The sequence below is a fragment of the Clostridium cadaveris genome (assembly GCF_020911725.1).
GTDB lineage: Bacteria > Bacillota > Clostridia > Clostridiales > Clostridiaceae > Clostridium_X > Clostridium_X cadaveris.
The window spans coordinates 2,038,900-2,063,351 of sequence record NZ_CP076620.1; the positions used below are offsets into that span (position 1 = coordinate 2,038,900).

Consider the following 24,452-nt stretch of genomic DNA (forward strand, 5'->3'; position numbering starts at 1 on the left):
TAATCACTAAGATTTTTGCATCATCTTTGTTTTTGTATATTATATTAGTATATAAGTAATGCATCCTATTATTCCACAGCCAAACATCACAGCAATTGGACTAGGTTTCCATTTTCTTAGTACAAATAGTGATAATAAAAATAGAATAACAGACACAGGGTTTAACGTTCCTATATCTATAGAAAATCCACTCTCCCCCCAAAAAGCTAAAATCAAAATTGATAGTCCTGCTGATGCAATAAGTGCTACAACTGCAGGTCTCAATCCATCAAGTACCCCTTGAATAATGGATAAGTTCTTATATTTTTTATATAACCATGCAAGAGTCATTACAATAATACAAGATGGAATCACACATCCAATGGTGGCAATTAAAGCTCCTGAAAGTCCTGCAATTCTAGTTCCTACAAATGTGGAAGAGTTAATAGCAATAGGTCCAGGAGTCATTTCAGAAATTGTAATTAAATCAGTAAACTCTGTAATGTCTAACCATTGATGCACATCAACAACTTGATTTTGAATTAACGGCAAGGCAGCTAATCCTCCACCTATACTAAACAGACCTACTTGAAAAAAACTCCAAAATAATTCTATATATATCATGCTTTAATACTACTCCTTTCCTTTCTTTCGATCTGTATAACTCTTAATGCTCCTATAATTCCACAAACTAATATAATATACATTACATTTATCTTTAAGAAAAAAGTAGCTATAAATGCTCCTATCATAACTAAGATTGATATAATATTTCTATCTTTTATTATATTGCTTCCTAAATTTATAACAACATCAGTAATGACTGCCGCTATACCAGCCTGCATTCCCTTCAAGACATAGTTTACTATTATATTGTAGCGAAATATTGTGTAAAACATAGAAATTATAGATAGTATAATTAAAGGCGGCATCACAGTGCCAAGTATTGAGACAATAGCCCCTATCCTTCCTGCTACATTATATCCCAAAAGAATTGAAGCATTTACAGCAACTGCTCCCGGTGACGATTGTGCTATAGCAGCAAGATTAAGCATTTCCTTCTCGTCTATCCATTTTAAATCATCCACAAATTTCTTTTTCATTAAAGGTATAATTACAAAGCCTCCTCCAAATGTAAATGCACTTAAATAAAATGTTGATATAAAAAGTTTTAAATATATTTTTCTTTTTTCATTCATGGAAAGTTCCCCCTTTACTTCAATATATAACTTGTACTGAAATAATGGAAATAGTATAATTATATAAAGTTTATAACATTTTTATTATGTATTTTCTATGGAGGGTATTTATGACTTTACGACATCTAAAAATTTTTATAACCGTATGTGAAACTGGCAGTGTAACTTTGGCAGGTGAAAAACTATTTATTGCACAACCATCTATAAGCCTTGCTATATCAGAACTAGAAAATTACTATGGGGTGAAACTGTTTGATAGAATTTCAAAAAGACTTCATATTACTGAAATTGGAAAACAATTTTTGCAATATGCAACTCATATAATCGCCCTATTTGATGAAATGGAAAATACCATGAGAAATTGGGATGCAATTGGTACCCTTCGTATAGGGACAAGTATAACCATTGGAAATTATCTCTTGCCTAACTTTGTAGATGAATTTAAGATTACTCATCCTAAGATAAAAATCAATGCACTAATTGATAATTCTGAAACTATTGAAAATGCAGTTTTAAAAAATGAAATTGATATAGGTTTTATAGAAGGATTTGCTCATAACCCATTTATTGAGAGCAGACACTTCATGGATGATAACTTAGTGCTTATCTGCTCCCCTGACCACCCTTTTGCTAAAAGAAAAACAATCAATATAAATGATTTGAAAAATGTAGATTTTATAATGCGAGAAAAGGGCAGCGCTGGTAGAGAAATATTTGATGATATCTTAGATTTACACGGAGTTAAAGCCTCTATACTTTGGCAGAGCTCTAGTACTCAAGCTATTGTAAGGGCTGTAAGCCATAATATCGGCATATCCGTTCTACCTTATCTTTTAATAAAAGATAGTTTAAAAAGAAATGAAATCTATGCTGTTAACATAGAAGGGGTTTCTTTGACAAGAAAATTTTCTATTATTTATCACAAAAATAAATATCTTACTCAAAGTGCTAATGATTTTATTAATCTTGCCTATAAAAATAACAGCCAATACTAGTTTCTCCAGTATTGGCTATCATTTTTATATAAGTTTTATTAAGATGTAAGTTCTCTTTGTTCTAATGTTGTTTCAAGTACAAATTTATTAATAAATAATGCTAGAACTATACCCAAACATACATATGATATTCTTTCAAAAATAGTTGTTAATGTTCCATTTACTAATGATACCGACGCTACAACTGAAGCTGTGACACAAATCATCTTATCTCGGTAGTTATTCGTATATGTATCCATATATCCAGCTACTAAAACTATTAATGCTCTTAAGCTGTTATCATTTATAATAAGAAATAATACTACTACTATTAACGATCCTATTATTGTACCTTCTAATCTTTGCTTTGATCTTTCTTTGCAATGTTCTGAGTAAAATTCTGTTAAAGAAAATATTGTGTAAACAATCCATCTTCCCTGCTCTAATTCAAAATATCCCACTATAAAGGCAGCTATTGCAGCAACTACACCAACTCTTACTGCATATCTTGCTCTTATTGTATGTATTTCAACCATTTTTCCAAATACTTTTATTTCTTTATATACGTCATCTTTCTCTAAAGTCTCATTTAAATTATTATCATCTTTCTTTTTTCTATGTATTATAAGCTGAATTGCCATTATTAAAATAGCACTAAATATAAGTCCTGCAATTCTTTTATAAAAATCTATACCACTTACTGGAGTATATAGCATAAATAAATACTGTAATCCAAATGGTACTATTATATTTTTATTTAAATTGTAGCTTAAGAAATATCCTATTCCGCCTAAAACTACAAAATTTAAAACTAATCCTAACCATATATTCGTATTAGCTATATAAGAAAAAAATCCTAAAATTACATTTAAAAATAATAATTTAATAAAATTAATCCCAGGTTTTCTTGTCAAGTCTTCGCTCATAAGTACTAGGATTGACATAATTAAAGTTACTCCAACCAACGTATTTGATTCTCCGAAAAATGTTTTAAATACTATTACAAAAGTTAAGATACCTATGAATAAAAGAGTATTTGATACCACTTTTTTAGTCATAAAATCCCTCCATTTTATTAGAATAATCAATAATTATATCATAATGTGACTTTTTTATCAATTCATATTGACTAGCCATTTTTTAAGAATATATTATAATTATCTTTATAACACTAATACTAATTATATATTTGTAGGAGGCTTAAATCATGAATAATAAATTAACCAAATCTTATTGGGGTGTAGAATCAAATGGGAAGTTTACAGATAACAACAGTAAAACTCTGTCTATAATACTCCCCGGAATAGGCTATCTTTTAGATAGGTCTTATCTTGATTATTCTAAACAGTTGTGTCTTCAGATGGGATATGATGTTTTAGAGATAGAGTATGGATTTCATATAACCAGAGCTAAATTTGATCCCTCTAAAGAATTTGATATTCTTGTAAGTGAAACTATAAATGTCATAGAAAGATCTATTATCAAAGATTATGACAATATTATTATAATAGGAAAGAGCATAGGAACTTGTGTACAAATCATGGTTAACAAACATTTTAGAGATAAAATCACAAAAAATATCTATATAAGTCCTATAGATAAAACAGTATCTCTTGGTATAACTACAAATTCTTTAATAATAACAGGTAGTGCCGATCCTCTTTTAAATTCAAACAATCTAACTAATATAAAAGAAACTAATGGTTCTAATCTCCTTTTCATAGAAAATGCAAATCATGCTTTAGATATAAAAGACGATGTCATTAAAACTATAGATGCTTTAAAAGAAGTTCTGCAAGCAGAAAAAGATTTTTTGGAGAAATAAATCATGGGTTGTATCAAAAGCAATTTTTAAAGCATTTGATACAACCCAATTTCTTTACTACCAACTTACATATTATAGTAAATTAACACTGGTATCTGAATAATAGCTGTCAAAGGTGCTACTATCCTAAACAAAGTATGTTTTGTCTTGTGATGAAACATCTTCATACCCATAAATACTCCCAAGCCACCAAAGGCTAACGCTCCAGCTATAAGAGTTTTTTCACTTATCCTCCACTGATGAGTCTTTGCTAATTTTTTATCTCTATACATCATATAAAACATAATAAGATTTATAATAACATAAGCTGCTAAAATAGTTTTTTTCATAAATACTCCTTCAAACTATCTGATAAAAATAAAATTATTATCATCGCTTTGTTCTTCATTAAAACTGTATCCATCTTCATTAAAGTATTTTATATCCTCTAGGATGTCGATCTTATTTTTCAGTATATATCTAGCCATAAGCCCTCTGGCTTTCTTAGCATAAGTTCCAATGGTTTTATACTTGCCATCTCGATTTTCTTTAAATGATATAGTTACAACTTTGTATTTTTCATCTATACTCTTTAAATCTAAGGCTTTGCTGTATTCATCAGAAGCTAAATTTAAAAGCACTTTTTCTCCAGAGGTGTCTTCTATAGATTTCATCATATAAGTTGTAAGCTTATCCTTCCAATAACCATACAAGTCTTTTTCATTAGCTGTTTTTAGCTTAGTTCCCATCTCTAATCTATAAGGCTTAATTATATCTAGTGGTTTAATTAAGCCATAAAGGCCTGACAATATCACAAGATGATTATGCCCAAAAACTATATCTTCCTCATCTAAAGTTGCCGCATCTAACCCCTTAAAAGCTTCTCCATAAAAGTATTTTATAGCTTCATATCCTTTTATGTCATCATCAAAAGTCTTATATTTCTTATATGTAGCTTCGCCTAATACTTTTGAAACTTTCATGATTCTCATTATTTCAGAAACATCATATTTCTTTAATATAGCGATAAGCTCCTTAATCTCATCCTTAAATGCCATAGCCTCTATATCAAATTTCAGCGGACATATATTATCATTAAACGTCTTCGTTGGAGACATTATCGTTATCATACATGTATTCCCCTTTTCCTCTTCTTTCATCATCATGATTTTTAATTATTTTTGTATAGATTATTTATCTTTAATCTATACTTTTTAAAAATTATAGTATTTATTTTAAAATTTTCATAACTTTTACTTTAGATTTTAATTTTTATTTTAGCAATCTTAGTTTAATAGTACAATTTCGCAATAAATTAATAACACAATATATAAATATATATTGTAGCAGATCTCAGACCTTGAAAACACTAGCCTTGAGTCTTGTTTTTTATTTTGATAAATAAATATATTTAAAAAATTTATTTTATTGCAAGAATTTAAATGTAATATTGAGGATCTATTAGTTCTAATTGAATTATTGGGTTTCATTCATCATACCTATAAGGAATCATATTTTTTTATTAATTCTTTAAGTAGATATTTTTGTTAATAATTGAAAATGGAAAATTAAAAATGAAGGACAGATAGTTTTTTATGTCCCTATCACTTAATTCTCTAACCTTAAAAGCTCCTCATGTGGATTCTCAATTAAATTCATATTAAACTTATTTAATAATATACATATCCTCATAAATTGGTTCACCTTCAATAAAAGCTGACTTCAATCCTAAATTTTCAAAATAAGTACACCTCTTTTTACATGCAAATTTTTCAGTAGAATAATGAGTTCCACCTAAAACATTGATATGATTTAATTTCTCTAGCTCATGCACATCTTTAAATTTAGCACTATTAGCTCAAACTCCAGTTATAAAAACATTAATACCTTCTTCAAGGATTTCCTTCACAGTATCTCTACTATTACCTCCACCAGCAACAATAGCAACTCTTCCATCTATTATAGATTCATCGCCATAAGAGTAGAGCTTTGTATTATGTCCCATTGCATGAGAAAAATCCTTATTTAATTCCTCTATGGTTTTACATTTTGTTATTCCAATTACTCCACTTAGTGCGCCGCAATATGATTTAAAGGGTTTTTCAACAACTATATTTAAAGCTGCTGCTAGAGTTTTACTTGTTGAATATTCTCCGTAATTATCAAGATGTACATGTAAAATATATATAGCAATTCTTCTCTTTTTAAATTCTTTCAATAGCTCTTTATTCATTTGATAAAATGACTTTTTCCCTCTAATATCCCAAATAGAGGGATGATGTAAAAATAAAAGAGCATCTGTTATATTTTCCGTTAAAATTTTCTGCATTACAGCTTCTGTAGGAAATACCGCAGTATAAGCCCTATTTATATCCTCTGTAAAATCACATACTAGCCCCATACTGGTTTTCTTAAAGCTTTCTGTAAGATACTCTTCAATATCTCCCATGAATACCGCCCAAGTGTCTGATACCCCATCAATAATAAAATCCTTGCTTAATTGATAATATAATTCTACTGCTTTCATAAGTAAGCCCCACACTTATAATAATTTTTATATTCATATACATGCCTTTAAAATTTTTAATTTAATGCATGTTAATGAGACATCATTTTCCACTGTTCCTCAGAACACTTCCAAACTAAAATACATATAATAATCTCTAATTTTTAATTCTTAAAGGATTGTAATACTTTAAACATTTCGTCTAACTCTTCTTTAGATAATAAATCAAAGTCATCTAGTCTATTTTTAATTCTTTGCACAACGCTTTTCTTATATGAAGGATTTTCTTCTTGTTTTATGAAAAAGGTTGCTATAGTTCCTGTAAGCATCCCTATGAATCCTATTCCCACTAGCATTAGTACTACTGCTATTATTCTCCCTAGTATAGTAGTTGGTGATATATCACCATATCCTACAGTAGTGGTTGTCACAAAACTCCACCATAAAGCATTTGAAAGGCTCATTTTTTCAACTAATGATATTCCAATTGCTCCTAAAATAACCGTTATACCTGTCATATATAGAACATAATTAAAATTATTCGTCTTTAAAAATTTGTCAACTTTAACTTTAAACTTTGCTACTAATACTGTAGCTTTCAAAATCTTTGTAGTTTTAGTTACTTTTGATAGCCTAGCCAACTTTGTCATTTTAGTAATCTTTATTATTCTTAAAGCCTTAAATAATGAGTTAAATGGAATGATAGAAAGTAAATCTATAACATTACTTTTAACAAATTTCTTTTTATCTTTACTTATAAGAAACCTTCCAAAATAGTCTATACAAAAAACTATCCATATTATCCTGTCTGTTATATAGAATATCTTTAATACTGATTTGGACACTTCTACTGTCATTTCTATTATCAAAACACTTACGACTATAATAGCCAAGACACCCATAAATAAATCATAATATACCCTTAGGTTTTTGTTTTTGTGTTTCTATTTTATTATACAAATACAATCACCAATTTTACCTTAAATTAAATATATCCTTTATTTATTTCAAAATAAGAATTATATTCACTACCATCATGTCCAATTAATACCCTATTACTAGGTTTAAACCCTAATTTAATAAGTGCTTTAACTCTTTCATCTGCACCCACAATTGCTTTTGTAGCAATTCTATCACAGTTAAATAATTCATAAGTATCCTTTTTAATTAGGTCTAAAATCTCTATGATTTCTGCTTCTTTTTCATAATCACTTCTTAAATCTAATCTAAGAAGTCCCACATTATTAAAATAATCGGTGGCGTTTCTATGGAATAATTCAATGGTTCCTATTGCTTTATTAATTGCTTTGTCAATAATAGACCACCTTACAAACCATCTTCCCTCATAGGAGGTTATCCAAAAGTTTATGGTCTCCTTCATTCTTTCTAAGGTATCATAATGAAAATCATCCCCATTACAATTATCGGAATTGAAAAATGGCACTGCATTTTTATCTGAATAAACCTCCAACAAGTCCTTGGCATCATCTATAGTTACTAACCGTAATAAGTACTTATCCCCCTCAAAGGAAGGACATTTTTCATATACATTCTCCATATTAATTCTCCTCTCGTTAGTCAATTTGTTCTTTACCCTTAATTTCCTTGTGCCTCTAATATTCCATCATATATATAATAATACACATTTTACTATTATTTTATCATCTAAACTATGAAAGAGATATTGATTTGATAAATATATACCATGAACTACTATTTTATCGGTTCTATTTTTAAATAAAATTTGGTGTAAGCTTGTCCTAATACATCTCTACCCTTGCTAATACCAGCCATATTTATTTTTAATGAAAGAGTTAGCCTTTGCACTAACTCTTTCATTTTTTCTATATTATTTTAACCACAAATATTTTACTCCTGAATAAAACTAATTACCTCTTTATTAAATTTATCTCTTTCATCATAGAATGTTCCATGATCACTTTTCATAAACTTAACTAACTTACTATTTTTAATCATTTTATTTTGCTGTTCTGCAAATGAGAACAAGCAAACTTTATCATGAATTCCATGTATAATTAGTGTTTCTGCCTGAATTTCTTTTACATCCTCAAATAGTCTCTCTTCATCAAGCCATGTTTTAGCAATTTCAGCTGTAGACCATCCAGCTGCTCTAAGCCCCAATTGAAAGAACTATTCCATTAAAGGTTTGCTCACATTGCTATAAAAAAATATTTTACCAAAATCACTTAACATCTTTGGTCTATCATTATATGTTCCCTCAATAATATTATCAACTACTTCTTTTTCAATACCATATGGAAAGTAGGGACGCTTTATTAAGCTTGGTGCTGCTGCTCCACAAAGAATAAGCTTATTTACTCCATAGCCTTTATGCCTAGCCATATATCTAATAGCTATAGCTCCCCCTGTAGAGTGCCCTAACAAAATAAAATCCTTTAAGCTTAATTGATTTACTATACACATAACATCATCACTTAATATATCATAATCATATCCGTCTTTAGGTTTATCTGAGTTACCAAAACCCCTCTGATCTATTCCAATTCATCTATAACCCATTTCTGATAAATAGTTAAATTGATACTCAAATAAGTTATGCTCTCCTGGCCACCCATGTAAAAATACTATAGTTTTCTTACCATGTTCATTAAGATCTTCAATGTAAAACTTTATGTTTTCTTCATTTTTTATATAATACCCCATTTTATCTCCTTAATATTATTTTTCCTTCGTATTAGAATATTCTTTAAAACATATATTGGTGAAATTAATATCCCTATTTTTTAACTTTTCTTATAAATTTAATAAAAAGAGCTAGTTTTTACACTAACTCTTCATACAATCAAAGGAATTCAGTAGGAATTTCCCCCATCACTCTTAACTTTTCGCTCTTACCTCTTCACTAAATTCCTTAGCATTCTTATATAGTATCTACTACTTCTTTATCTTGTCTTGAAGACCTCATGAAACGTCGCACTATGAAAGCTACAATTAAGAATTCTAAAATAGCGGATACTACAGAAATCATGAAGTTATAATTTACTCCTAATGCAATATTACTACCAGCCACATTGAAAAAAGCACCACCCAATGCAGCAGCTACAAGCCCACTAGCAGAATTACAGAAGTTAACAAGAGAAGTACCCACCCCCATATCTTTTGGGTCTAAAGTACTTTGTGCAGCTGCAGTTACTGTAACGCCACGTAAACTCTCAGCAATACCTGTTACTGAAATTAAAGCAATCATCATAATTACTGAAGTGGATGAACCAATAAAACATAATGGTATTAAGCTTACTGTAACAAGAGCAGCTGATATAGCCATACCCTTCCAAAAATTATCTCGTTTTTTACCAACCCAAACACCAACTAGAGCAGGCAGGATCATTGTAATAATTGTTCGTGGCATTTGGAGTATTCCTGAAATAGTTGTAGAACCATTTAATACCTGCTGAACTGCAAGAGGTGCATACACATTCATTGCATTCATATAGAAATATGCTAAAAATCCAACTAATAGTAAGGAAGTATATTGCTTGTTTTTGAAAAGTCTCATTGGTATTATAGGATCAGTAGCTTTATTTTCAACTTTCACCAATATCATTCCAAACACAATCATAAGAATAAATCCACATATAATCCAAGGATTTGTCCATCCTATCATAGTACCAAAGTTTAATGGAAGTACAAATGTACTGATAGTAATGGTTAGAACTACTATTCCTAAAACATCAATTTTAACCTTAACTTCTTGCTTTTTATTTGGAAGATTAAGTGCTATAAGTATAACCCCTATAATAAGAGGAATAACTGGAAAAGCAATGGCAAATCCAAGCAAACCTGCATCTGTCAAAGCTCCAGCAATAATGCTTCCTACAAACCCACCAATTGCTACAGAACTAGCAAGGATGCCCATTGCCTTTGGAACATCTTTTGCTTCATTAATTTCACGAGCAATGATGTAAGGTGCTGCTGTAAATGCTCCTTGCGCTGCTCCAATAATTAGACGTAGAACCATAAATGGTACTACAGTTTTAACAAGACACATTCCTATTCCGCAAATTGTAGCTATTGTTCCTGCTACAATAACCACATTTCTTCGGCCAAAAATATCTCCTAATTTTCCACCAATGGGTGTCATTATAACTAGCCCTAAGCTTGCAAAAATAGTTAGTAGCGAAAAGTATTGCATAGCATTCATTTCAGTAAGAATTGGCCCTTGCAGTACGCTTAAGCTTAATCCAAGCATTGCAATTGAAAGCATTAAGCAAACACAACCCGTTTGTACCAAAATACGTTTTTTAGGAGTAAGTGGAATAGCTACTCCTGATGTAGTTTTTATATTTGACATATTTATCCCCCTTGATATATGTTTAAAATTAAAGATTGCTATTTTCCTCAAGCCATCTTGTTGCACAATGTGCTAGTATAGCCGCTCCAACTGGGATAGTTTCTTCATTAAACCTAACCCCTGGATTATGTGAAGTAGGTACATTGCCAGTCTCACCAAAGCCAGCTGACAGCATTATATATACGCTTGGAACAATGTCTGCAATTTCAGCAAAATCTTCTGACGCATTAGCCTGTAGACCTGGATACGGAGCCTTACCCTTAAAGTCAAGCTCCTTAATATAACCTACAAATTTCTTTGTCATCACAGGATTGCAAACAAGAGGCGGAGTTCCAGAAATCATCTCAAGACTTGCAGTACCCCTAAACATTTTTGCAGTTTGATCTATAATTTCTTCAGTTCTCTTTAAAATAAATTCTCGCATTTCTTTACTATTTGCTCTAATAGAACCCATTAATTCTGCTGATTCAGGAATTGAGTTAGCCATTGAACCTGAATGAATACTTCCAATTGTCAATACACATAAATTTGAGGGAACAGTTTCTCTTGCAATAATTTCTTGTAGTGCAATAACAATATGTGCTGCAATATTGATTGGGTCCACCGAGTTCTGTGGATAAGAACCATGTGCCCCCCTCCCTCTAACTGTAATTTTAAACGTATCTGCAGAGCACATCATTGTACCGTTATCATTGTACATAAATATACCCTGTGGCAGTGCACCTGGAGCTGTATGAATTGCAAAAGCAGCATCAACCTTAGGATTTTCTAATACGCCTGCTTTAATAATATCCTTTGCGCCCTTAAATACTTCTTCCCCTGGTTGAAATACTAATTTAACTGTACCCTTTAAATCTTTCTCATTTTCCTTCAACATTTTTGCTGCAGCTAATAGCATTGTTGCATGAATATCATGTCCACATGAATGTGAGTTTCCAGTTGTACAAGCAAACTCTTCTCCACTTTCCTCTTTCATAGGTAATGCATCCATATCTGCGCGTAGTAGTAGCACCTTTTCTCCTGTACCAATTGTTGTTACTACCCCAGATTCGCCAATTAATTGTGGCTTGCAACCAATTTCCTTTAGTTTATCTACAACTAAATTTACAGTTTGTGGTAGGTTCATTCCTACCTCTGCATTTTTATGAATTCTTCTCCTTATTTCAGTAAATTCATATGCCATTTCATTAGCTTTTTTTAAATAATCCATAATTTCATCTCCTTAAAATAATTTAAAGAACATTTAAGGAATATTCCTTATATATATATTAAAGCTTAATACATCTCCATGTCAATAAATTATATTAATTTTCTGAATATATTCTTTCGTTCTATTGTAATTTCTAATTTATATTTTGTTGATTTAGGTTATTTTCTCTTCTATAATAAAATCATTGGAGTGTGAATAATATGAATATTAAAATACGATTTATTGTAACTAAGTATTTGCATCCTTTTCTCGAAGAAACTCTAAATAAAATGAATTTGGATTTTCAATGGGATATACAAGAATACAAAAACTTCGGACATTTATCAGCTATAGCAATAGACTTGGGAAATTCCAATATTGACGGTGTAATTGTTAGTGGTGCTGTTGCACAAACTGTAATAAATAAAACGGAGCCCAATTTAGCAATACCTGTTCTTTCCATAGAGGCTGACTTAAGTAGCTTATATCATATGCTACTTAACATGATATATAAGGATAAAAATGTTGATTTAAATCGCGTATATATGGACTTTTACTGTATGGTTAAAAGTAATTTTTCTTGTGCTCAACTTTTGGACCGGGATGAAATTTACAATGCACAAATTATTAAAGACGAAGCCCTTAATAGAATGAGTTTAGAAGAGTTAAAGGCTTGTGATGAATCTATAGGAGAAACTATCGTTTCATTATGGGAAAAAGGGGAAATGGATTTTGTCATCTGTTTCTTCAGTAGTATTATCCCTTTAATGAAAAAACACAATATTCCTTGTACATATGTTTTTCCATTGCCTAGTCAAATAAAGGATATTCTAAATGAAATAATTTCAATTATAACTGTAAACTACCTGCAATCACAGCAACCTGCTACAATTGCCATCAGCTCTCATAGCGCAAAAAGTGAAATGGAATCCGATTGGGAAATAGCGGTTTTACAGAAACTCATTATGGATTACAGCAAGGAAAACCTATATGACTTTTTAATTAAGAAGAGTCCTAGCACCTTGGAGGTTTATACTTGTCGTGCAGTTGTTGAACAAATTACTTGTAATTATAGTTGTTGTAATTTAAGTAACTATCTTAATACAAAGAAACTTAAATTTAAGTTTGACATCGGTTATGGACTTGGGATTGATATGCTTAATGCAAGAAGTAATGCTGTTATTGCAATGCGTCATGGAAATATTAATGGAGGTGTCTTTCTTCTTAATAAAGATGAAAGCTTAATCGGTCCTCTAGATGGTGAACACATAATTACTTGTTCAACTAGAGACGATGCTTCCATTAGAGAAATGGCACAAAAGGCTAATCTATCTGAATTAACAATTCAAAGAATTCTTCATATTTTAAAGGATAGAAATACTACAGTTATTTCAGCTCGAGATTTTGTAAATTATTTTGGAGGAACCTTAAGAAACGCAAATAGGATATTAAAAAATATGGAGGAAAGCAACCTTGCTGTTGTAGCTTCTATGCAATCTAGCTTTAATAAGGGCAGACCATCAAAAATGTATGAAATTAAAGTACCTGATTAATTTTATAAAGGTACTAAAGCTTTATAGTAAATAAATTAGTATATTTAAGCTCAAACTATGGGTTGTATCAAAATATATTGATGCAACCTATTATTAATTTCATTAACTATAAAATTCTCATATCTTATTAATGTAACACCGCCCTGCGCATACATGTCATAGTACCTAGAAACTGTGATAAATAAAGGACAAAACGCTATTTTTACCCCGCAAAAAACGGGGCATACGAAAGGAGTAATGCACTATAACTACACACAAAAATTTATCCGTTAAGATTGATTACATCAGCATTGTATTTGATACTGCAACTGCTGAAGATGTTATCATGCACATTTTAGGTTTACCGACTGACATTTTCAATGTCTATCCGGCAAGCGTTAAATTCAAGACCTATCAGGCACGCTGGCAGATTGGAGATATTTATGTATCGGGCGACGCAAGAAAGACAGAGGACAACCCACAAGGGTTAGGCTGTTATCTTGTTATGACTGGCAGAGGTTGTGATGATATTTTCCGTATTCTCGACAGTAGGAATTATACCTTTGGGGATATGTTCAAACATTGTGAGCGAAGATACGGACTGGATAACTTTCACTTTACAAGGCTTGATATTGCCATTGATGATAAGAACGAAAAGCCATTCTTTACCATAGAGCAGATAAAGAAGAAATGTGAAAAATAGGAATTTATTTCCAATAGTGAGGGCTACCACTTTGATGAAAGCAAGTTTGATAATTTCGACACCGCAAAGACCGTTTATATCGGTGCTGGAAAATCGGGATTATCCTACCGCTTTTATGACAAGGATAAGGAAGTCTGTTCAAAACATAATAAGACACTTGAGGAAGTCGGCAGTTGGAAACGGACAGAAATGCAACTGCGTGATGATAAAGCTCATGCTTTTGCCATGACATTCAAAGACAGACCGCTGGAACTTGGAGAACTAGCTTTCGAGCTATTGGCAAACAACCTACGCTTTGTCGTGCCAAACAAAAATGAAAGCAATAAGAGCAGGTGGAAAACGTGTCGGTTTTGGGAACGCTTTTTAGGGGCTGTGGAAGTCTTGAAACTGCAAGTACCAAAACTACATAATTCCCTTGAGGAAACACAGCAATGGCTCACAGAGGGTGGCGTGATTTCCGCTGTCAAAAGTTTTTACTTCTTGGAAGAACATGACGCATTAGGTGGACTAGAAAAAGTAGGAACTATGCTTGGCAAGGCGAGATACAGCACTTCCCTTTCCAGTAAACTAACCGCCCATTTACAGAGGATAAACCGCACCGACCTTATTCCGTATATCCAATAATGATACGAAACATGGGAAAGGGGGTATCTTATGAATAACACCGATATTCCTGTATGGGAAAAATACACCCTTACCATTGAAGAAGCGTCTAAGTATTTCCGTATCGGAGAAAACAAGTTAAGACGCTTGGCAGAGGAAAACAAGGACGCTGGCTGGCTCATTATGAATGGCAACCGCATACAGATTAAACGCTGACAGTTTGAAAAGGTCATTGACAAGTTGGACGCAATCTAATGCAAACGAGCCTTGTATGTGTTATGATGAACACAAGTCATATCAAGGCTCTTTCCAGCAAGGAAAGGAGCAGACACCATGAAAGAAAAAAGACGGGATAGCAAAGGACGTATCCTGCATACTGGAGAGAGCCAACGAACAGACGGAAAATACTTATATAAATATGTAGACGAATTTGGAAAAACAAAATATGTGTATGCTTGGAGATTAACACCCACAGACCCGCCACCAAAGGGAAAACGGGAAAAACCCCCACTTCGAGAACTGGAACAGCAGATAAGACGGGATATTGAGGATGGTATCGACAGCACAGGAAAGAAAATGACTCTTTGCCAACTCTACGCCAAACAGAACGCACAGAGGGCAAATGTGAAGAAAAGCAAACAGAAACAACGGGAACAACTCATGCGGTTATTGAAAGAGGTTAGGTGCTAGGAGCATTGATACAATAAAACCCTCTGACGCTAACGAATTGGCGTTACGCATGAAAGAAAAAGGCTTTTCCTACAATACCATTAACAACCATAAACGCTCGTTAAAAGCGTCATTCTATATCGCCATACAAGACGATTGCGTAAGGAAAAACCCTTTTGATTTCAAATTGAGTGAAGTCCTAGAAAATGATACCAAAGAAAAAGTCGCATTGACAGAGGAACAGGAACAATCCTTATTATCATTCATCAAGACGGACAACGTGTATCATAAGTATTATGATGATGTGCTGATACTGTTAAAGACAGGACTTCGTATCTCGGAACTGTGCGGACTGACAGTAGCCGATATTGATTTCAAGAATGAAGTGGTGATTATCGACCACCAGTTACTAAAGAGCAAGGAACAAGGCTATTACATTGAAATACCTAAGACGAAAAGCGGAATAAGGCAAGTGCCATTAAGCACAGAAACGATACAGACATTTCAACGGATTATGAAGAAACACCCAAAGGCAGAACCATTTGTGATAGACGGACGGAGCAACTTCTTATTTGTCAATCACAAAGGCAAGCCGAAAGTTGCCATTGATTATAACGCCTTATTTGTCCGAATGGTAAAGAAATACAACAAACACCACAAAAACAATCCCTTGCCACATATCACACCGCATACGCTACGCCATACGTTCTGCACAAGGTTGGCAAGCAAGAACATAAACCCGAAAGATTTACAGTATATCATGGGACATTCAAACATCAGTATCACAATGAACTGGTACGCTCATGCGTCCATAGATACCGCAAAATCAGAGGTTCAGCATCTAATCGCATAGAAGTATTTACCACGATTTTAACCACGTTTGATAGAGAAAATATAAGAAGATAGACCTAGATATGTGAGGTTTACCACAAAAGCAAAATGCCCGTAGATCCTATAAAATAAGGCTTTGCGGACATTTAAGAAGATATAAAAAGATAGTCAAAAAGACATATATAATTTAAATAACTTATCTATGTACATATAGTTTATAAATTTTTTCTGCTCTATAAGTTTTTTAATCTCACCTTTTGAGACCCATTTTACATCACTTACCTCTTCTTTTTGAAGGCGACATTGATTTACAGAAAAATTCTGTCTTATAATCCATACATCAGTTATCTTATCTTGTCTAAGGCTTGTAAATGCAACTTTTGCATTTTCCATATCAGGTTTTATACCAAGTTCTTCACTAACTTCTCGTAAGCATGCTTCGTAACTGTTTTCTCCTTTAATAGCAGATCCTCCTGTCATAGCCCACATATTAGGCCATGCCTTTACAGTTTTCGCTCTTTTTTGGATAAGAAGTTTCCCATCACTATTCACAATCCATGCATGAATTACGAGATGATAGTCACCTTCTTTAAGTTTTTCTCCCCTTACTACAGTCCTACCAGTATTATTTCTGTCTTTATCGTATATATCCCAAATTTCCATAGAAGCCTCCTTAAATATATTTATTTAATTGCTATCTTTTCATTTAATTTATTATAAACCATTCTTACCATATAAGGCTCGCTGCAATATGTTCCTAGCTCATTAATAGGCAACCATTTTACGCCTTTTGTTTCATCTTCATTAACTTTTAGTTCTTCTTTTTCATCAGCTTCTAATAGGTATGTCACATTTAGATGAAGATGAGAAGACACATATTTTCCTCTCTTTATATGACCGTCTACCGTAAGCACATCCAAAGAAAAAATATCCTCATCTAGAGCTTTTACATTTTTCAATCCTGTTTCCTCTTGAGCTTCTTTTATTGCAACATGTAACAAATCATCGTCTCCATCTGCATGTCCTCCAGTCCATGCCCATGAATCATATATCTTATGGTATATCATTAAAACTTTATCCCTATTCTTATTTATTATGTATCCTGAGCTTGTTATATGCATTGCAATATTTTCCCTTGTTAAAATATCGTCGTAAGAATCAACAGCCTTTACTATAAGCTCTTTATCCATAGTCTCCTGTTCACAATATGGAATGTATTTTTTTATATCATCAATAAAACTCATTTCTTTCACCTTCCATTAATAATTTAATAATTCAATTTTATCATAAAATCCATATTTTTTATTGTAATACTATAAAAAATAGCATCTGCATTTAGCAGATGCTATTCTATAATATTAGATTAACCTGTAGTGATCTTTTCTATATTAAAACTATTTTTTCTTTTTAGTTGGAGCTTCAACCTTTGGTGCCTCATAAGCGTTTAAGTAAAGCTGTCTTAATTCACTCATAAGTGGGTATCTTGGATTTGCTCCTGTGCATTGGTCATCAAATGCCTGCTCAACCATTTCTTCTAATGTTGCATTGAACTTCTCTTCAGTTACACCGGCTTCTTTTATAGTCATTGGCATATTAACTTTTCTTTGAAGCTCTTCTATAGCTTTAAGTAATGCTTCAACCTTTTCAGCTTCAGTGTTTCCACCTAAGTTTAAGTAGTCAGCAATTCTTGCATATCTATATGCTGCATTTGGATATTTGTATTGTGCAAATGCTGCTTGCTTAGTTGGAGCATCAGTTGCATTAAACTTTATAACTTCTTTTAATAATAAAGAGTTTGCCATACCGTGTGGTAGGTGATGGAATGCTCCTAATTTGTGAGCCATTGAGTGACAAATTCCTAAGAATGCATTTGAGAATGCCATTCCAGCCATACATGAAGCATGAGCCATTTTCTCTCTAGCCTTAACATCAGTTAATCCATCATTGTATGCATCTGGTAGATATTTAAATACTAATCTTATAGCTTCTAATGCTAAACCATTAGTATATTCTGATGCCATTATTGAAACATAAGCCTCTATAGCGTGAACTAATACGTCTATACCTGCACAAGCAGTTAATCCCTTTGGTGATGTCATCATAAGTTCTGCATCTACTATAGCCATATCTGGAGTTAATTCATAATCAGCTAATGGATACTTTACTCCTGTTTCTTCATCAGTTATAACAGCAAATGGAGTAACCTCTGATCCTGTTCCTGCTGATGTAGCTATTGCCACCATCATAGCCTTTTGACCCATAGTTGGGAATTTGTATACTCTTTTTCTTATATCCATGAATCTCATAGCTAAATCTTCGAATCTAACTTCTGGGTGCTCATACATAACCCACATTATCTTTGCAGCATCCATAGCTGATCCACCACCAAGAGATATTACTACATCTGGATTGAAGCTTAACATTTCTTTTGCCCCAGCTTTTGCACATCTTAAAGTTGGATCTGGTTCAACCTCAGGGAAAATCTTATATTGTATTCCATTCTTTTCTAGTATTTGTGTTATTTTATCAGTATATCCTAAGTTAAATAATACTTTGTCTGTTACTATAAATGCCTTTTTCTTTCCCATATCCTTTAACTCTTCAAGAGCTATTGGAAGACATCCATATTTGAAGTAAGTCTTTTCTGGAACTCTAAACCAAAGCATATTTTCTCTCCTTTTAGCTACAGTCTTTACGTTTATTAAATGTTTAGGACCTACATTTTCAGAAATTGAGTTTCCGCCCCATGATCCGCATCCAAGTGTTAAAGATGGTGCTAATTTGAAGTTGTATAAATCTCCTATAGCTCCTTGAGATGCCGGCATATTTATTAATGTTCTAGCAGTCTTCATTTTTGCTCCAAAAGCTGCTATTCTATCTTTTGACTTTATCTCGTTAGTGTAAAGTATTGAAGTGTGTCCCATTCCACCTAATATTATTAATCTATCCGCTTTTTCTAATGCTTCTTCAAAACTCTTTGCTCTGTACATTGCAAGTACTGGAGATAATTTTTCATGAGAGAATGGCTCTTCTAATTCAACAGAGTCTACTTCTCCAACTAAAACTTTAGCATTTTCCGGAACTTTTACTCCTGCCATTTCTGCTATCTTGTATGCAGATTGACCTACCATATCAGCATTTAATCCGCCTTTTTCATTTAGTATTATATTTCTTACCTTGTTTATTTCTTCTCCCTTAAGTATATAAGCTCCTCTTTCATCAAGTTCTTTCTTAACTTCATTGTAAACTTCATCTAAAACTATTATTGATTGTTCTGATGCGCATATAACACCGTTGTCAAAAGTTTTAGAAAGAAGAATTGAGTTTACAGCCATTTTTATATGAGCTGTTTCATCTATTATAGCTGGAGTGTTTCCTGCTCCAACTCCTATGGCTGGTTTTCCTGATGAGTAGGCTGCCTTAACCATTGCTGGACCACCAGTTGCTAATATTATGTCTGACTCTTTCATTACATTTTGTGATAATTCTACTGATGGCTCATCTATCCATCCGATTATTCCTTCTGGAGCACCTGCTTTAACAGCTGCTTCTAAAACTATCTTAGCTGCTTCTATTGTTGAATTTTTTGCTCTTGGATGTGGAGAGATTATTATAGCATTTCTAGTTTTTAATGCTATTAAAATTTTAAAAATTGCTGTTGAAGTTGGATTTGTTGTTGGAACTATAGCAGCTATAACCCCTATTGGAGCAGCTATCTTTGTGATTCCATAAGTTGTGTCCTCTTCTAGAACTCCACAAGTTTTCATATCTTTATATTGATTATATATATATTCTGCTGCAAAATGATTTTTTACAACCTTATCTTCTACTATTCCCATTCCAGTTTCTGCTACTGCCATTTTTGCTAACTTTATTCTATTATTATTAGCTGCTATAGCGGCTTGTCTAAATATTTCATCGACTTGTTCTTGAGTATAAGTGGCAAACTGTTTTTGAGCCTTTCTTAATTCTTCTATTCTTTGTGTTAATTCTTTGGCATTTGTCACTCTCATTGTGATTCCTCCTAAATAATTTCTTATTCTAATCTTTATTTTTCTTTTGTTATTTTTTTAACACTGTCTATATTTTTATTGTACAGGTTTGTTTATTTTTTGTCAATCATTTTTTATATTATTTTTCCGTTTTTTTATTATTTTTAATTTTTTTAAAATCAAAGTTGATTTTTCTGAATTTTTCTATTATGTTTTAAATGTTTTCATTAATTTATAGACATATTTTTCATAAAATGTTTTTCATTCCTTTAGTGCATTGTTACAAAAATAACTATATACTAAAAATAGAGGAATGCTTTGAACAATTAAAAGCATTCACTCTATTTTTTATTAATTCTATAATTTAAGATATTACTATCATCTATGAGGAATAACAGTTACATCCTTCAGTATATCCATAAGTTGATAGTCTATTGCATTAAGCTTTATATCTTTTTCCATTAGTTTTGATATAATTTCCTCTTTTTCTTCTTCAAGCATAGGAGATTCTTGGATTTTTTCTATGAAGTCATCAAGGTCATAAATAGTGCAATCTCCTTCTTTAACTCCTAGGTCTATACATATATCTATAGTAGATTCCAAAGGTTCTGTAGCATAATCATCATATATAATATCAGTGTCGTCAGAAAGCTTATTTACCTTCTTTTCATAATATCCAAGTACATACATATGTGCATCTTCTGCTTCTAAAAATCCTTTGATGGTACCTTTGGGCGTAACTACTATATAATTATTTGCTGCTACTTTATAGTCCATATATATACCTCCTTTAAATGAATCTACATTTTTAAGATTTCCATATTAACTTTTAGTTATACCTGCAAAATTCTTGCTATACTCCTTATATTAAAAAAATTCCCTATAAATTTAATTTTTTTAAAAATTGACATAAAATCTTTTGCTATATATAATGATGTTTGTAGGATACCTTTAAGATAGTCCAGAGAGACTAAAAAGGAGTATATAGTTTATTTGTCTATTGCGCCCTAATATCTTAAAGGATATTAGGGCTTTTTTATATGGTATCCTAGCATAAAATTTTTAAGGAGGATACTTATATGATGAAAAAGAACAATTTAAAGAAAAATCCAAATGAATTAGCCATTAAAATGGTGGTAGCACTTATACTAGGACTTATAGCAGGTACATCATTTATATTTTTAAGAGAATACTTAAACGGAAATGGCAAAGGTGATCTTTGGTTAACAATAAATAATTTATTATTCCAAGACATAACTGCAGAACAAGGTAGAAACGCCATTGGTATATTCTATATTTTAGGTCAACTATTTATCAATTCTCTTCAATTGGTAATAATTCCAATGGTATTTACATCTATAGCTTTAGCAATGTGCCATATATCAGATACAAAAAAACTTGGACGTATTTCTTATAAGACCATATTAGGTTTTGCTGCTACGTCTATATTTGCATTGTTGCTTGCTGGAATACTTGGTTTCTCAGCTCACAAAATGGGATTATTCAATGTAACTATAGACAATATTGCTGCAAAGCAAGGTGGAGCAGGAAGTAACCCACTACTTGTTTTAGTTCAAGCTATTCCAAACAATATAACTTCAGTGTTCTCAGAGAACGGACGTATACTTTCAATAGTTTTCCTAGCTGTTGTAACTGGATTTTCAATAAACAAGCTTAACGACCAAATAACAGTATTAAAGAAATTATTAGAAGACGTAAACAAGATAATCACCTTATTCCTAAGTTTTATAATAACTAAATTCGGACCTTTTGCTATCTTTATATTAATAACAAGAACTTTTGCCATATATGGAGTTGAACATCTAAAGCCAGCTTTTGCTTATGTAATGACTACAGTTATAGGACTTTTAACCTTCCTTATTTTTGGATATGCAATATTCGTATTCATAGCTGCTAGAATAAATCCTATTAATTTTGTAAAAAAAATCTCTAAAGTTGCTTTATTTGGATTTTCAACTTCCTCTTCAGCTGCAACTCTTCCGCTAAATACAAAAACTACAGTTGAAGAAATGGGGGTTAATGAAGAAATAGCGTCTTTCGTACTTCCATTAGGTATGACTATAAACATGAACGGAACTGCTATAATGCAGGTTATAGCTGCTATATTTATAGCATCCTCTGCAGGTTATGAAGTAACTGTAGGAAGTATCGTTATAATAGCATTGTTAGCACTTATAGCTTCAGTAGGAACTCCAGCAGCTCCTGGAGCGGGTGCAATAATATTATTCACAGTTCTTACAGGTATGGGATATCAAAATGATGCTGCTGTTCTTGCATACTCATTAATACTTGCCATTAATCGTCCAGTAGAAATGCTTGTTACTTCTCTAAATGTAGTTGGTGACTCTGCTACAGCAGTAGTAGTAGCTAAATCTGAAGGGTCATTAAATGAAGAAATCTATAATTCTTAATCTTAAAGAGCTGGAAAAGAAACCAGCTCTTTTTTAATTTTTATTGTTAATCGTTTTAATTTTTATAGTTGACAATTTTAATTTTTCTTACTAAAATATTGTCAACATGTATATTTATATCAGTTTACAATGTTTTAGGAGGATATTTATGAATTTGAAAACGAAAACTTTAGTTAATATCTCATTACTTGCAGCTATTACAGCAGTTCTATCTCAAATAGCTCTGCCTATTCCTTTTACACCAGTGCCTATAAATTTAGCTACTTTAGGTGTATTTTTATGTGGTTCTATTTTAGGTGCTAAATATGGTGCTTTAAGCCAGATAGTATATGTTCTTCTTGGTCTTATTGGGCTTCCAGTATTCTCTGGATTCAGTTCAGGAGCCGGCATCCTAATAGGACCTACAGGAGGATATATAATAGGATATGTTTTTGTAGCTCTATGTACCGGACTTCTTACAGACAAACTTCCAAAGAAGTTTTCCTACTACATAGTTTCAATGGCTATAGGACTTATGGTATGCTATGCTTTTGGTACTGTGTGGTTCATGTATCTAACAAAAGCCTCTTTAGGAAAAGCCTTGACTGCATGCATAATTCCTTTTATTCCTGGAGATATATTTAAAATAATAGTTGCATCTATTGTTACGGCACGTTTAAGAAAATCTTCTTTCTTTGTCTTTCAATAATAGATTAAGACCATAAAAAAGATGCACCTAAAATATGAAGGATCCTTTAAAGACTATCTTCATATTTTTGTGCATCTTTTAAATTTTATTTTTTATTCTTTTATCAACTTAAACTCTATCTATTTTGTATTGATTATCATATTATAATAATTCAAAAACTTTTCATATTCGTTTGAGCACATACTATTTTTTAGTGTTACAAAATTAAATTGTCTCAATGCTTTAAAGTCCTCTACATATATTTGTGAAAGTGTACCTTTTTTAAGTTCTTTTTGAACAGCTTTCTTATATATAAAAGTTAACCCTAAATTCTTTTGTACAAGTTTTTTTATTACATTTATATTTCCTATTTCAGTAACATTTTTAAATCCTTCTACCTGCATATTATGCTCATATAATGCAGTTTCGAATATATTACGCGTTCCAGAACCTTGTTCCCTTATTATTATATTTTCCTTTAATATATCTTCTAATATTACACTTTTACCTGCAAGGTGGTTTTTAGTAGAACATACAACAACAAATTCTTCTTTTGAAAAAATTTTATAATTATAGTCAAGTTTATTAAAATATCCTTCGATAAAGGCAAAGTCTATGTCTCCTTCTCTAAGCATATGTAAAAGTCTATCTGTATTTTCCACTATCATAGTAACTTTTGCATCAGGAAAATCTGCCATATATTTTTCTATTAGTTCAGGCATCATATATTCTCCGATGGTAAGTGTAGCTCCAAATTTAATCCTTTTTATACTTTCTTTCTTGTCTTTCAATATTCTATATACTTTTTCACTATCTACCTGAATACTTTTAGCTATATCCTTAAGAGTTTCACCTTCAGGAGTTAAATCTAAAATTTTTCCTGAATATTGAAATAGTTTTGTGTCATATTTCTCTTCCAAATACTTTATATGCTGCGTTACAGCTGGCTGAGTTATATTTAATTTTTGTGCTGCTTTTGTGTAACTTTTAGTTTTACATAAGGTTAAAAAAGTCTTAAATCGAAAATCTATCATATTTC

At 31.8% G+C, this 24,452-nt stretch carries 21 protein-coding genes and 4 pseudogenes; 8 read left to right on the forward strand and 17 right to left on the reverse strand.

Annotated features, from left to right (window positions below):
• Positions 1–39: 39 nt before the first annotated feature.
• Together KQH81_RS09685 and KQH81_RS09690 are read right to left on the reverse strand one after the other, a co-directional pair.
• Positions 40–603, reverse strand: a complete 564-nt coding sequence (locus KQH81_RS09685; RefSeq protein WP_027639942.1) for a chromate transporter — start codon at positions 601–603, stop codon at positions 40–42.
• The gene (locus tag KQH81_RS09690; protein ID WP_099335574.1) at positions 600–1,178 is read right to left on the reverse strand and encodes a chromate transporter; all 579 of its coding nucleotides are present in this window, start codon (positions 1,176–1,178) and stop codon (positions 600–602) included. Before KQH81_RS09690 ends, KQH81_RS09685 begins: the two co-directional genes overlap by 4 nt.
• A gap of 110 nt (positions 1,179–1,288) precedes the next feature.
• Between KQH81_RS09690 and KQH81_RS09695 the strand changes: the two genes are divergently transcribed.
• Complete coding sequence (locus KQH81_RS09695; protein WP_099335575.1) at positions 1,289–2,173, forward strand: LysR family transcriptional regulator; 885 nt, start codon at positions 1,289–1,291, stop codon at positions 2,171–2,173.
• 38 nt (positions 2,174–2,211) lie between these two features.
• On the opposite strand, the gene KQH81_RS09700 is transcribed toward KQH81_RS09695, so the two are convergent.
• Positions 2,212–3,210 carry an FUSC family protein gene (locus tag KQH81_RS09700; RefSeq protein WP_027639945.1) on the reverse strand — a complete coding sequence of 333 codons (999 nt, stop codon included), beginning with the start codon at positions 3,208–3,210 and terminating at the stop codon, positions 2,212–2,214.
• Positions 3,211–3,359: 149 nt separating this feature from the next.
• On the opposite strand from KQH81_RS09700, the gene KQH81_RS09705 reads away from it, so the two are divergent.
• Positions 3,360–3,977, forward strand: coding sequence for an alpha/beta family hydrolase (locus KQH81_RS09705; RefSeq protein ID WP_099335576.1), 618 nt, complete (start codon positions 3,360–3,362; stop codon positions 3,975–3,977).
• 65 nt (positions 3,978–4,042) lie between these two features.
• On the opposite strand, the gene KQH81_RS09710 is transcribed toward KQH81_RS09705, so the two are convergent.
• The 9 genes and pseudogenes from KQH81_RS09710 to KQH81_RS09745 form a co-directional block, all read right to left on the reverse strand.
• Positions 4,043–4,306 (reverse strand): DUF1294 domain-containing protein, encoded by a 264-nt coding sequence (locus tag KQH81_RS09710; RefSeq protein WP_178312126.1) that lies wholly within the window; start codon positions 4,304–4,306, stop codon positions 4,043–4,045.
• A gap of 15 nt (positions 4,307–4,321) precedes the next feature.
• Positions 4,322–5,086: a YaaA family protein gene (locus KQH81_RS09715; protein WP_178312128.1), complete on the reverse strand. Its 765-nt coding sequence runs from the start codon at positions 5,084–5,086 to the stop codon at positions 4,322–4,324.
• Positions 5,087–5,814: 728 nt separating this feature from the next.
• A complete protein-coding gene (locus KQH81_RS09720; RefSeq protein ID WP_230028169.1) occupies positions 5,815–6,483 on the reverse strand; it encodes a Nif3-like dinuclear metal center hexameric protein in 669 nt (222 codons plus the stop codon).
• A gap of 143 nt (positions 6,484–6,626) precedes the next feature.
• Positions 6,627–7,367, reverse strand: a pseudogene (locus tag KQH81_RS09725) (potassium channel family protein); the annotation flags it as partial.
• A gap of 80 nt (positions 7,368–7,447) precedes the next feature.
• Entirely contained in the window at positions 7,448–8,020 is a 573-nt protein-coding gene (locus tag KQH81_RS09730; RefSeq protein ID WP_099335580.1) for a GNAT family N-acetyltransferase, read from the reverse strand.
• 155 nt (positions 8,021–8,175) lie between these two features.
• Entirely contained in the window at positions 8,176–8,301 is a 126-nt protein-coding gene (locus KQH81_RS17605) for a hypothetical protein (RefSeq protein ID WP_268254202.1), read from the reverse strand.
• Between the two features lie 30 nt (positions 8,302–8,331).
• Positions 8,332–9,147: pseudogene (locus KQH81_RS09735) on the reverse strand (alpha/beta fold hydrolase).
• Positions 9,148–9,364: 217 nt separating this feature from the next.
• Entirely contained in the window at positions 9,365–10,795 is a 1,431-nt protein-coding gene (locus KQH81_RS09740; RefSeq protein ID WP_230028172.1) for an MFS transporter, read from the reverse strand.
• 28 nt (positions 10,796–10,823) lie between these two features.
• Complete coding sequence (locus KQH81_RS09745) at positions 10,824–12,005, reverse strand: M20 family metallopeptidase (RefSeq protein WP_099335582.1); 1,182 nt, start codon at positions 12,003–12,005, stop codon at positions 10,824–10,826.
• Between the two features lie 200 nt (positions 12,006–12,205).
• Here KQH81_RS09745 and KQH81_RS09750 point away from each other — a divergent pair, with 200 nt between their 5' ends.
• From KQH81_RS09750 to KQH81_RS09765, 4 genes and pseudogenes are all read left to right on the forward strand, one after another.
• Positions 12,206–13,537 (forward strand): hypothetical protein, encoded by a 1,332-nt coding sequence (locus tag KQH81_RS09750; protein ID WP_230028173.1) that lies wholly within the window; start codon positions 12,206–12,208, stop codon positions 13,535–13,537.
• A gap of 325 nt (positions 13,538–13,862) precedes the next feature.
• A pseudogene (locus KQH81_RS09755) lies at positions 13,863–14,877 on the forward strand (replication initiation factor domain-containing protein).
• The gene (locus KQH81_RS09760; RefSeq protein WP_099335584.1) at positions 14,874–15,038 is read left to right on the forward strand and encodes an excisionase; all 165 of its coding nucleotides are present in this window, start codon (positions 14,874–14,876) and stop codon (positions 15,036–15,038) included. Before KQH81_RS09755 ends, KQH81_RS09760 begins: the two are co-directional and overlap by 4 nt.
• Before the next feature lie 117 nt (positions 15,039–15,155).
• Positions 15,156–16,344, forward strand: a pseudogene (locus tag KQH81_RS09765) (tyrosine-type recombinase/integrase).
• A 146-nt stretch (positions 16,345–16,490) separates the two neighbouring features.
• On the opposite strand, the gene KQH81_RS09770 reads toward KQH81_RS09765, so the two are convergent.
• The 4 genes from KQH81_RS09770 to KQH81_RS09785 form a co-directional block, all read right to left on the reverse strand.
• Positions 16,491–16,985 carry an NUDIX hydrolase gene (locus KQH81_RS09770; RefSeq protein WP_099335585.1) on the reverse strand — a complete coding sequence of 165 codons (495 nt, stop codon included), beginning with the start codon at positions 16,983–16,985 and terminating at the stop codon, positions 16,491–16,493.
• Positions 16,986–17,005: 20 nt separating this feature from the next.
• Entirely contained in the window at positions 17,006–17,566 is a 561-nt protein-coding gene (locus KQH81_RS09775; protein WP_099335586.1) for an NUDIX hydrolase, read from the reverse strand.
• Positions 17,567–17,716: 150 nt separating this feature from the next.
• Positions 17,717–20,335, reverse strand: a complete 2,619-nt coding sequence (adhE, locus tag KQH81_RS09780) for a bifunctional acetaldehyde-CoA/alcohol dehydrogenase (protein ID WP_099335587.1) — start codon at positions 20,333–20,335, stop codon at positions 17,717–17,719.
• A gap of 357 nt (positions 20,336–20,692) precedes the next feature.
• The gene (locus KQH81_RS09785; RefSeq protein WP_230028174.1) at positions 20,693–21,091 is read right to left on the reverse strand and encodes a hypothetical protein; all 399 of its coding nucleotides are present in this window, start codon (positions 21,089–21,091) and stop codon (positions 20,693–20,695) included.
• A 302-nt stretch (positions 21,092–21,393) separates the two neighbouring features.
• Here KQH81_RS09785 and KQH81_RS09790 point away from each other — a divergent pair, with 302 nt between their 5' ends.
• Both KQH81_RS09790 and KQH81_RS09795 read left to right on the forward strand, forming a co-directional pair.
• Complete coding sequence (locus tag KQH81_RS09790; protein WP_143081331.1) at positions 21,394–22,746, forward strand: dicarboxylate/amino acid:cation symporter; 1,353 nt, start codon at positions 21,394–21,396, stop codon at positions 22,744–22,746.
• Between the two features lie 148 nt (positions 22,747–22,894).
• The gene (locus KQH81_RS09795; RefSeq protein WP_178312292.1) at positions 22,895–23,434 is read left to right on the forward strand and encodes a biotin transporter BioY; all 540 of its coding nucleotides are present in this window, start codon (positions 22,895–22,897) and stop codon (positions 23,432–23,434) included.
• A gap of 119 nt (positions 23,435–23,553) precedes the next feature.
• Here the strand turns inward: KQH81_RS09795 and KQH81_RS09800 are convergent, their stop codons facing one another.
• Positions 23,554–24,447, reverse strand: coding sequence for a LysR family transcriptional regulator (locus KQH81_RS09800; protein WP_230028175.1), 894 nt, complete (start codon positions 24,445–24,447; stop codon positions 23,554–23,556).
• Positions 24,448–24,452: the final 5 nt, after the last annotated feature.

What these genes read in the sequence shown, in the direction of transcription:
- KQH81_RS09705 (WP_099335576.1), top strand. Translation starts at nt 3,360, where the DNA reads ATGAATAATAAATTAACCAAATCTTATTGGGGTGTAGAATCAAATGGG.
- KQH81_RS09775 (WP_099335586.1), bottom strand. Translation starts at nt 17,566, where the DNA reads ATGAGTTTTATTGATGATATAAAAAAATACATTCCATATTGTGAACAG.
- KQH81_RS09795 (WP_178312292.1), top strand. Translation starts at nt 22,895, where the DNA reads ATGAATTTGAAAACGAAAACTTTAGTTAATATCTCATTACTTGCAGCT.
- adhE (WP_099335587.1), bottom strand. Translation starts at nt 20,335, where the DNA reads ATGAGAGTGACAAATGCCAAAGAATTAACACAAAGAATAGAAGAATTA.
- KQH81_RS17605 (WP_268254202.1), bottom strand. Translation starts at nt 8,301, where the DNA reads ATGAAAGAGTTAGTGCAAAGGCTAACTCTTTCATTAAAAATAAATATG.
- KQH81_RS09750 (WP_230028173.1), top strand. Translation starts at nt 12,206, where the DNA reads ATGAATATTAAAATACGATTTATTGTAACTAAGTATTTGCATCCTTTT.
- KQH81_RS09800 (WP_230028175.1), bottom strand. Translation starts at nt 24,447, where the DNA reads ATGATAGATTTTCGATTTAAGACTTTTTTAACCTTATGTAAAACTAAA.
- KQH81_RS09790 (WP_143081331.1), top strand. Translation starts at nt 21,394, where the DNA reads ATGATGAAAAAGAACAATTTAAAGAAAAATCCAAATGAATTAGCCATT.
- KQH81_RS09695 (WP_099335575.1), top strand. Translation starts at nt 1,289, where the DNA reads ATGACTTTACGACATCTAAAAATTTTTATAACCGTATGTGAAACTGGC.
- KQH81_RS09720 (WP_230028169.1), bottom strand. Translation starts at nt 6,483, where the DNA reads ATGAAAGCAGTAGAATTATATTATCAATTAAGCAAGGATTTTATTATT.
- KQH81_RS09715 (WP_178312128.1), bottom strand. Translation starts at nt 5,086, where the DNA reads ATGATAACGATAATGTCTCCAACGAAGACGTTTAATGATAATATATGT.
- KQH81_RS09710 (WP_178312126.1), bottom strand. Translation starts at nt 4,306, where the DNA reads ATGAAAAAAACTATTTTAGCAGCTTATGTTATTATAAATCTTATTATG.
- KQH81_RS09700 (WP_027639945.1), bottom strand. Translation starts at nt 3,210, where the DNA reads ATGACTAAAAAAGTGGTATCAAATACTCTTTTATTCATAGGTATCTTA.
- KQH81_RS09770 (WP_099335585.1), bottom strand. Translation starts at nt 16,985, where the DNA reads ATGGAAATTTGGGATATATACGATAAAGACAGAAATAATACTGGTAGG.
- KQH81_RS09685 (WP_027639942.1), bottom strand. Translation starts at nt 603, where the DNA reads ATGATATATATAGAATTATTTTGGAGTTTTTTTCAAGTAGGTCTGTTT.
- KQH81_RS09760 (WP_099335584.1), top strand. Translation starts at nt 14,874, where the DNA reads ATGAATAACACCGATATTCCTGTATGGGAAAAATACACCCTTACCATT.
- KQH81_RS09730 (WP_099335580.1), bottom strand. Translation starts at nt 8,020, where the DNA reads ATGGAGAATGTATATGAAAAATGTCCTTCCTTTGAGGGGGATAAGTAC.
- KQH81_RS09745 (WP_099335582.1), bottom strand. Translation starts at nt 12,005, where the DNA reads ATGGATTATTTAAAAAAAGCTAATGAAATGGCATATGAATTTACTGAA.
- KQH81_RS09785 (WP_230028174.1), bottom strand. Translation starts at nt 21,091, where the DNA reads ATGGACTATAAAGTAGCAGCAAATAATTATATAGTAGTTACGCCCAAA.
- KQH81_RS09690 (WP_099335574.1), bottom strand. Translation starts at nt 1,178, where the DNA reads ATGAATGAAAAAAGAAAAATATATTTAAAACTTTTTATATCAACATTT.
- KQH81_RS09740 (WP_230028172.1), bottom strand. Translation starts at nt 10,795, where the DNA reads ATGTCAAATATAAAAACTACATCAGGAGTAGCTATTCCACTTACTCCT.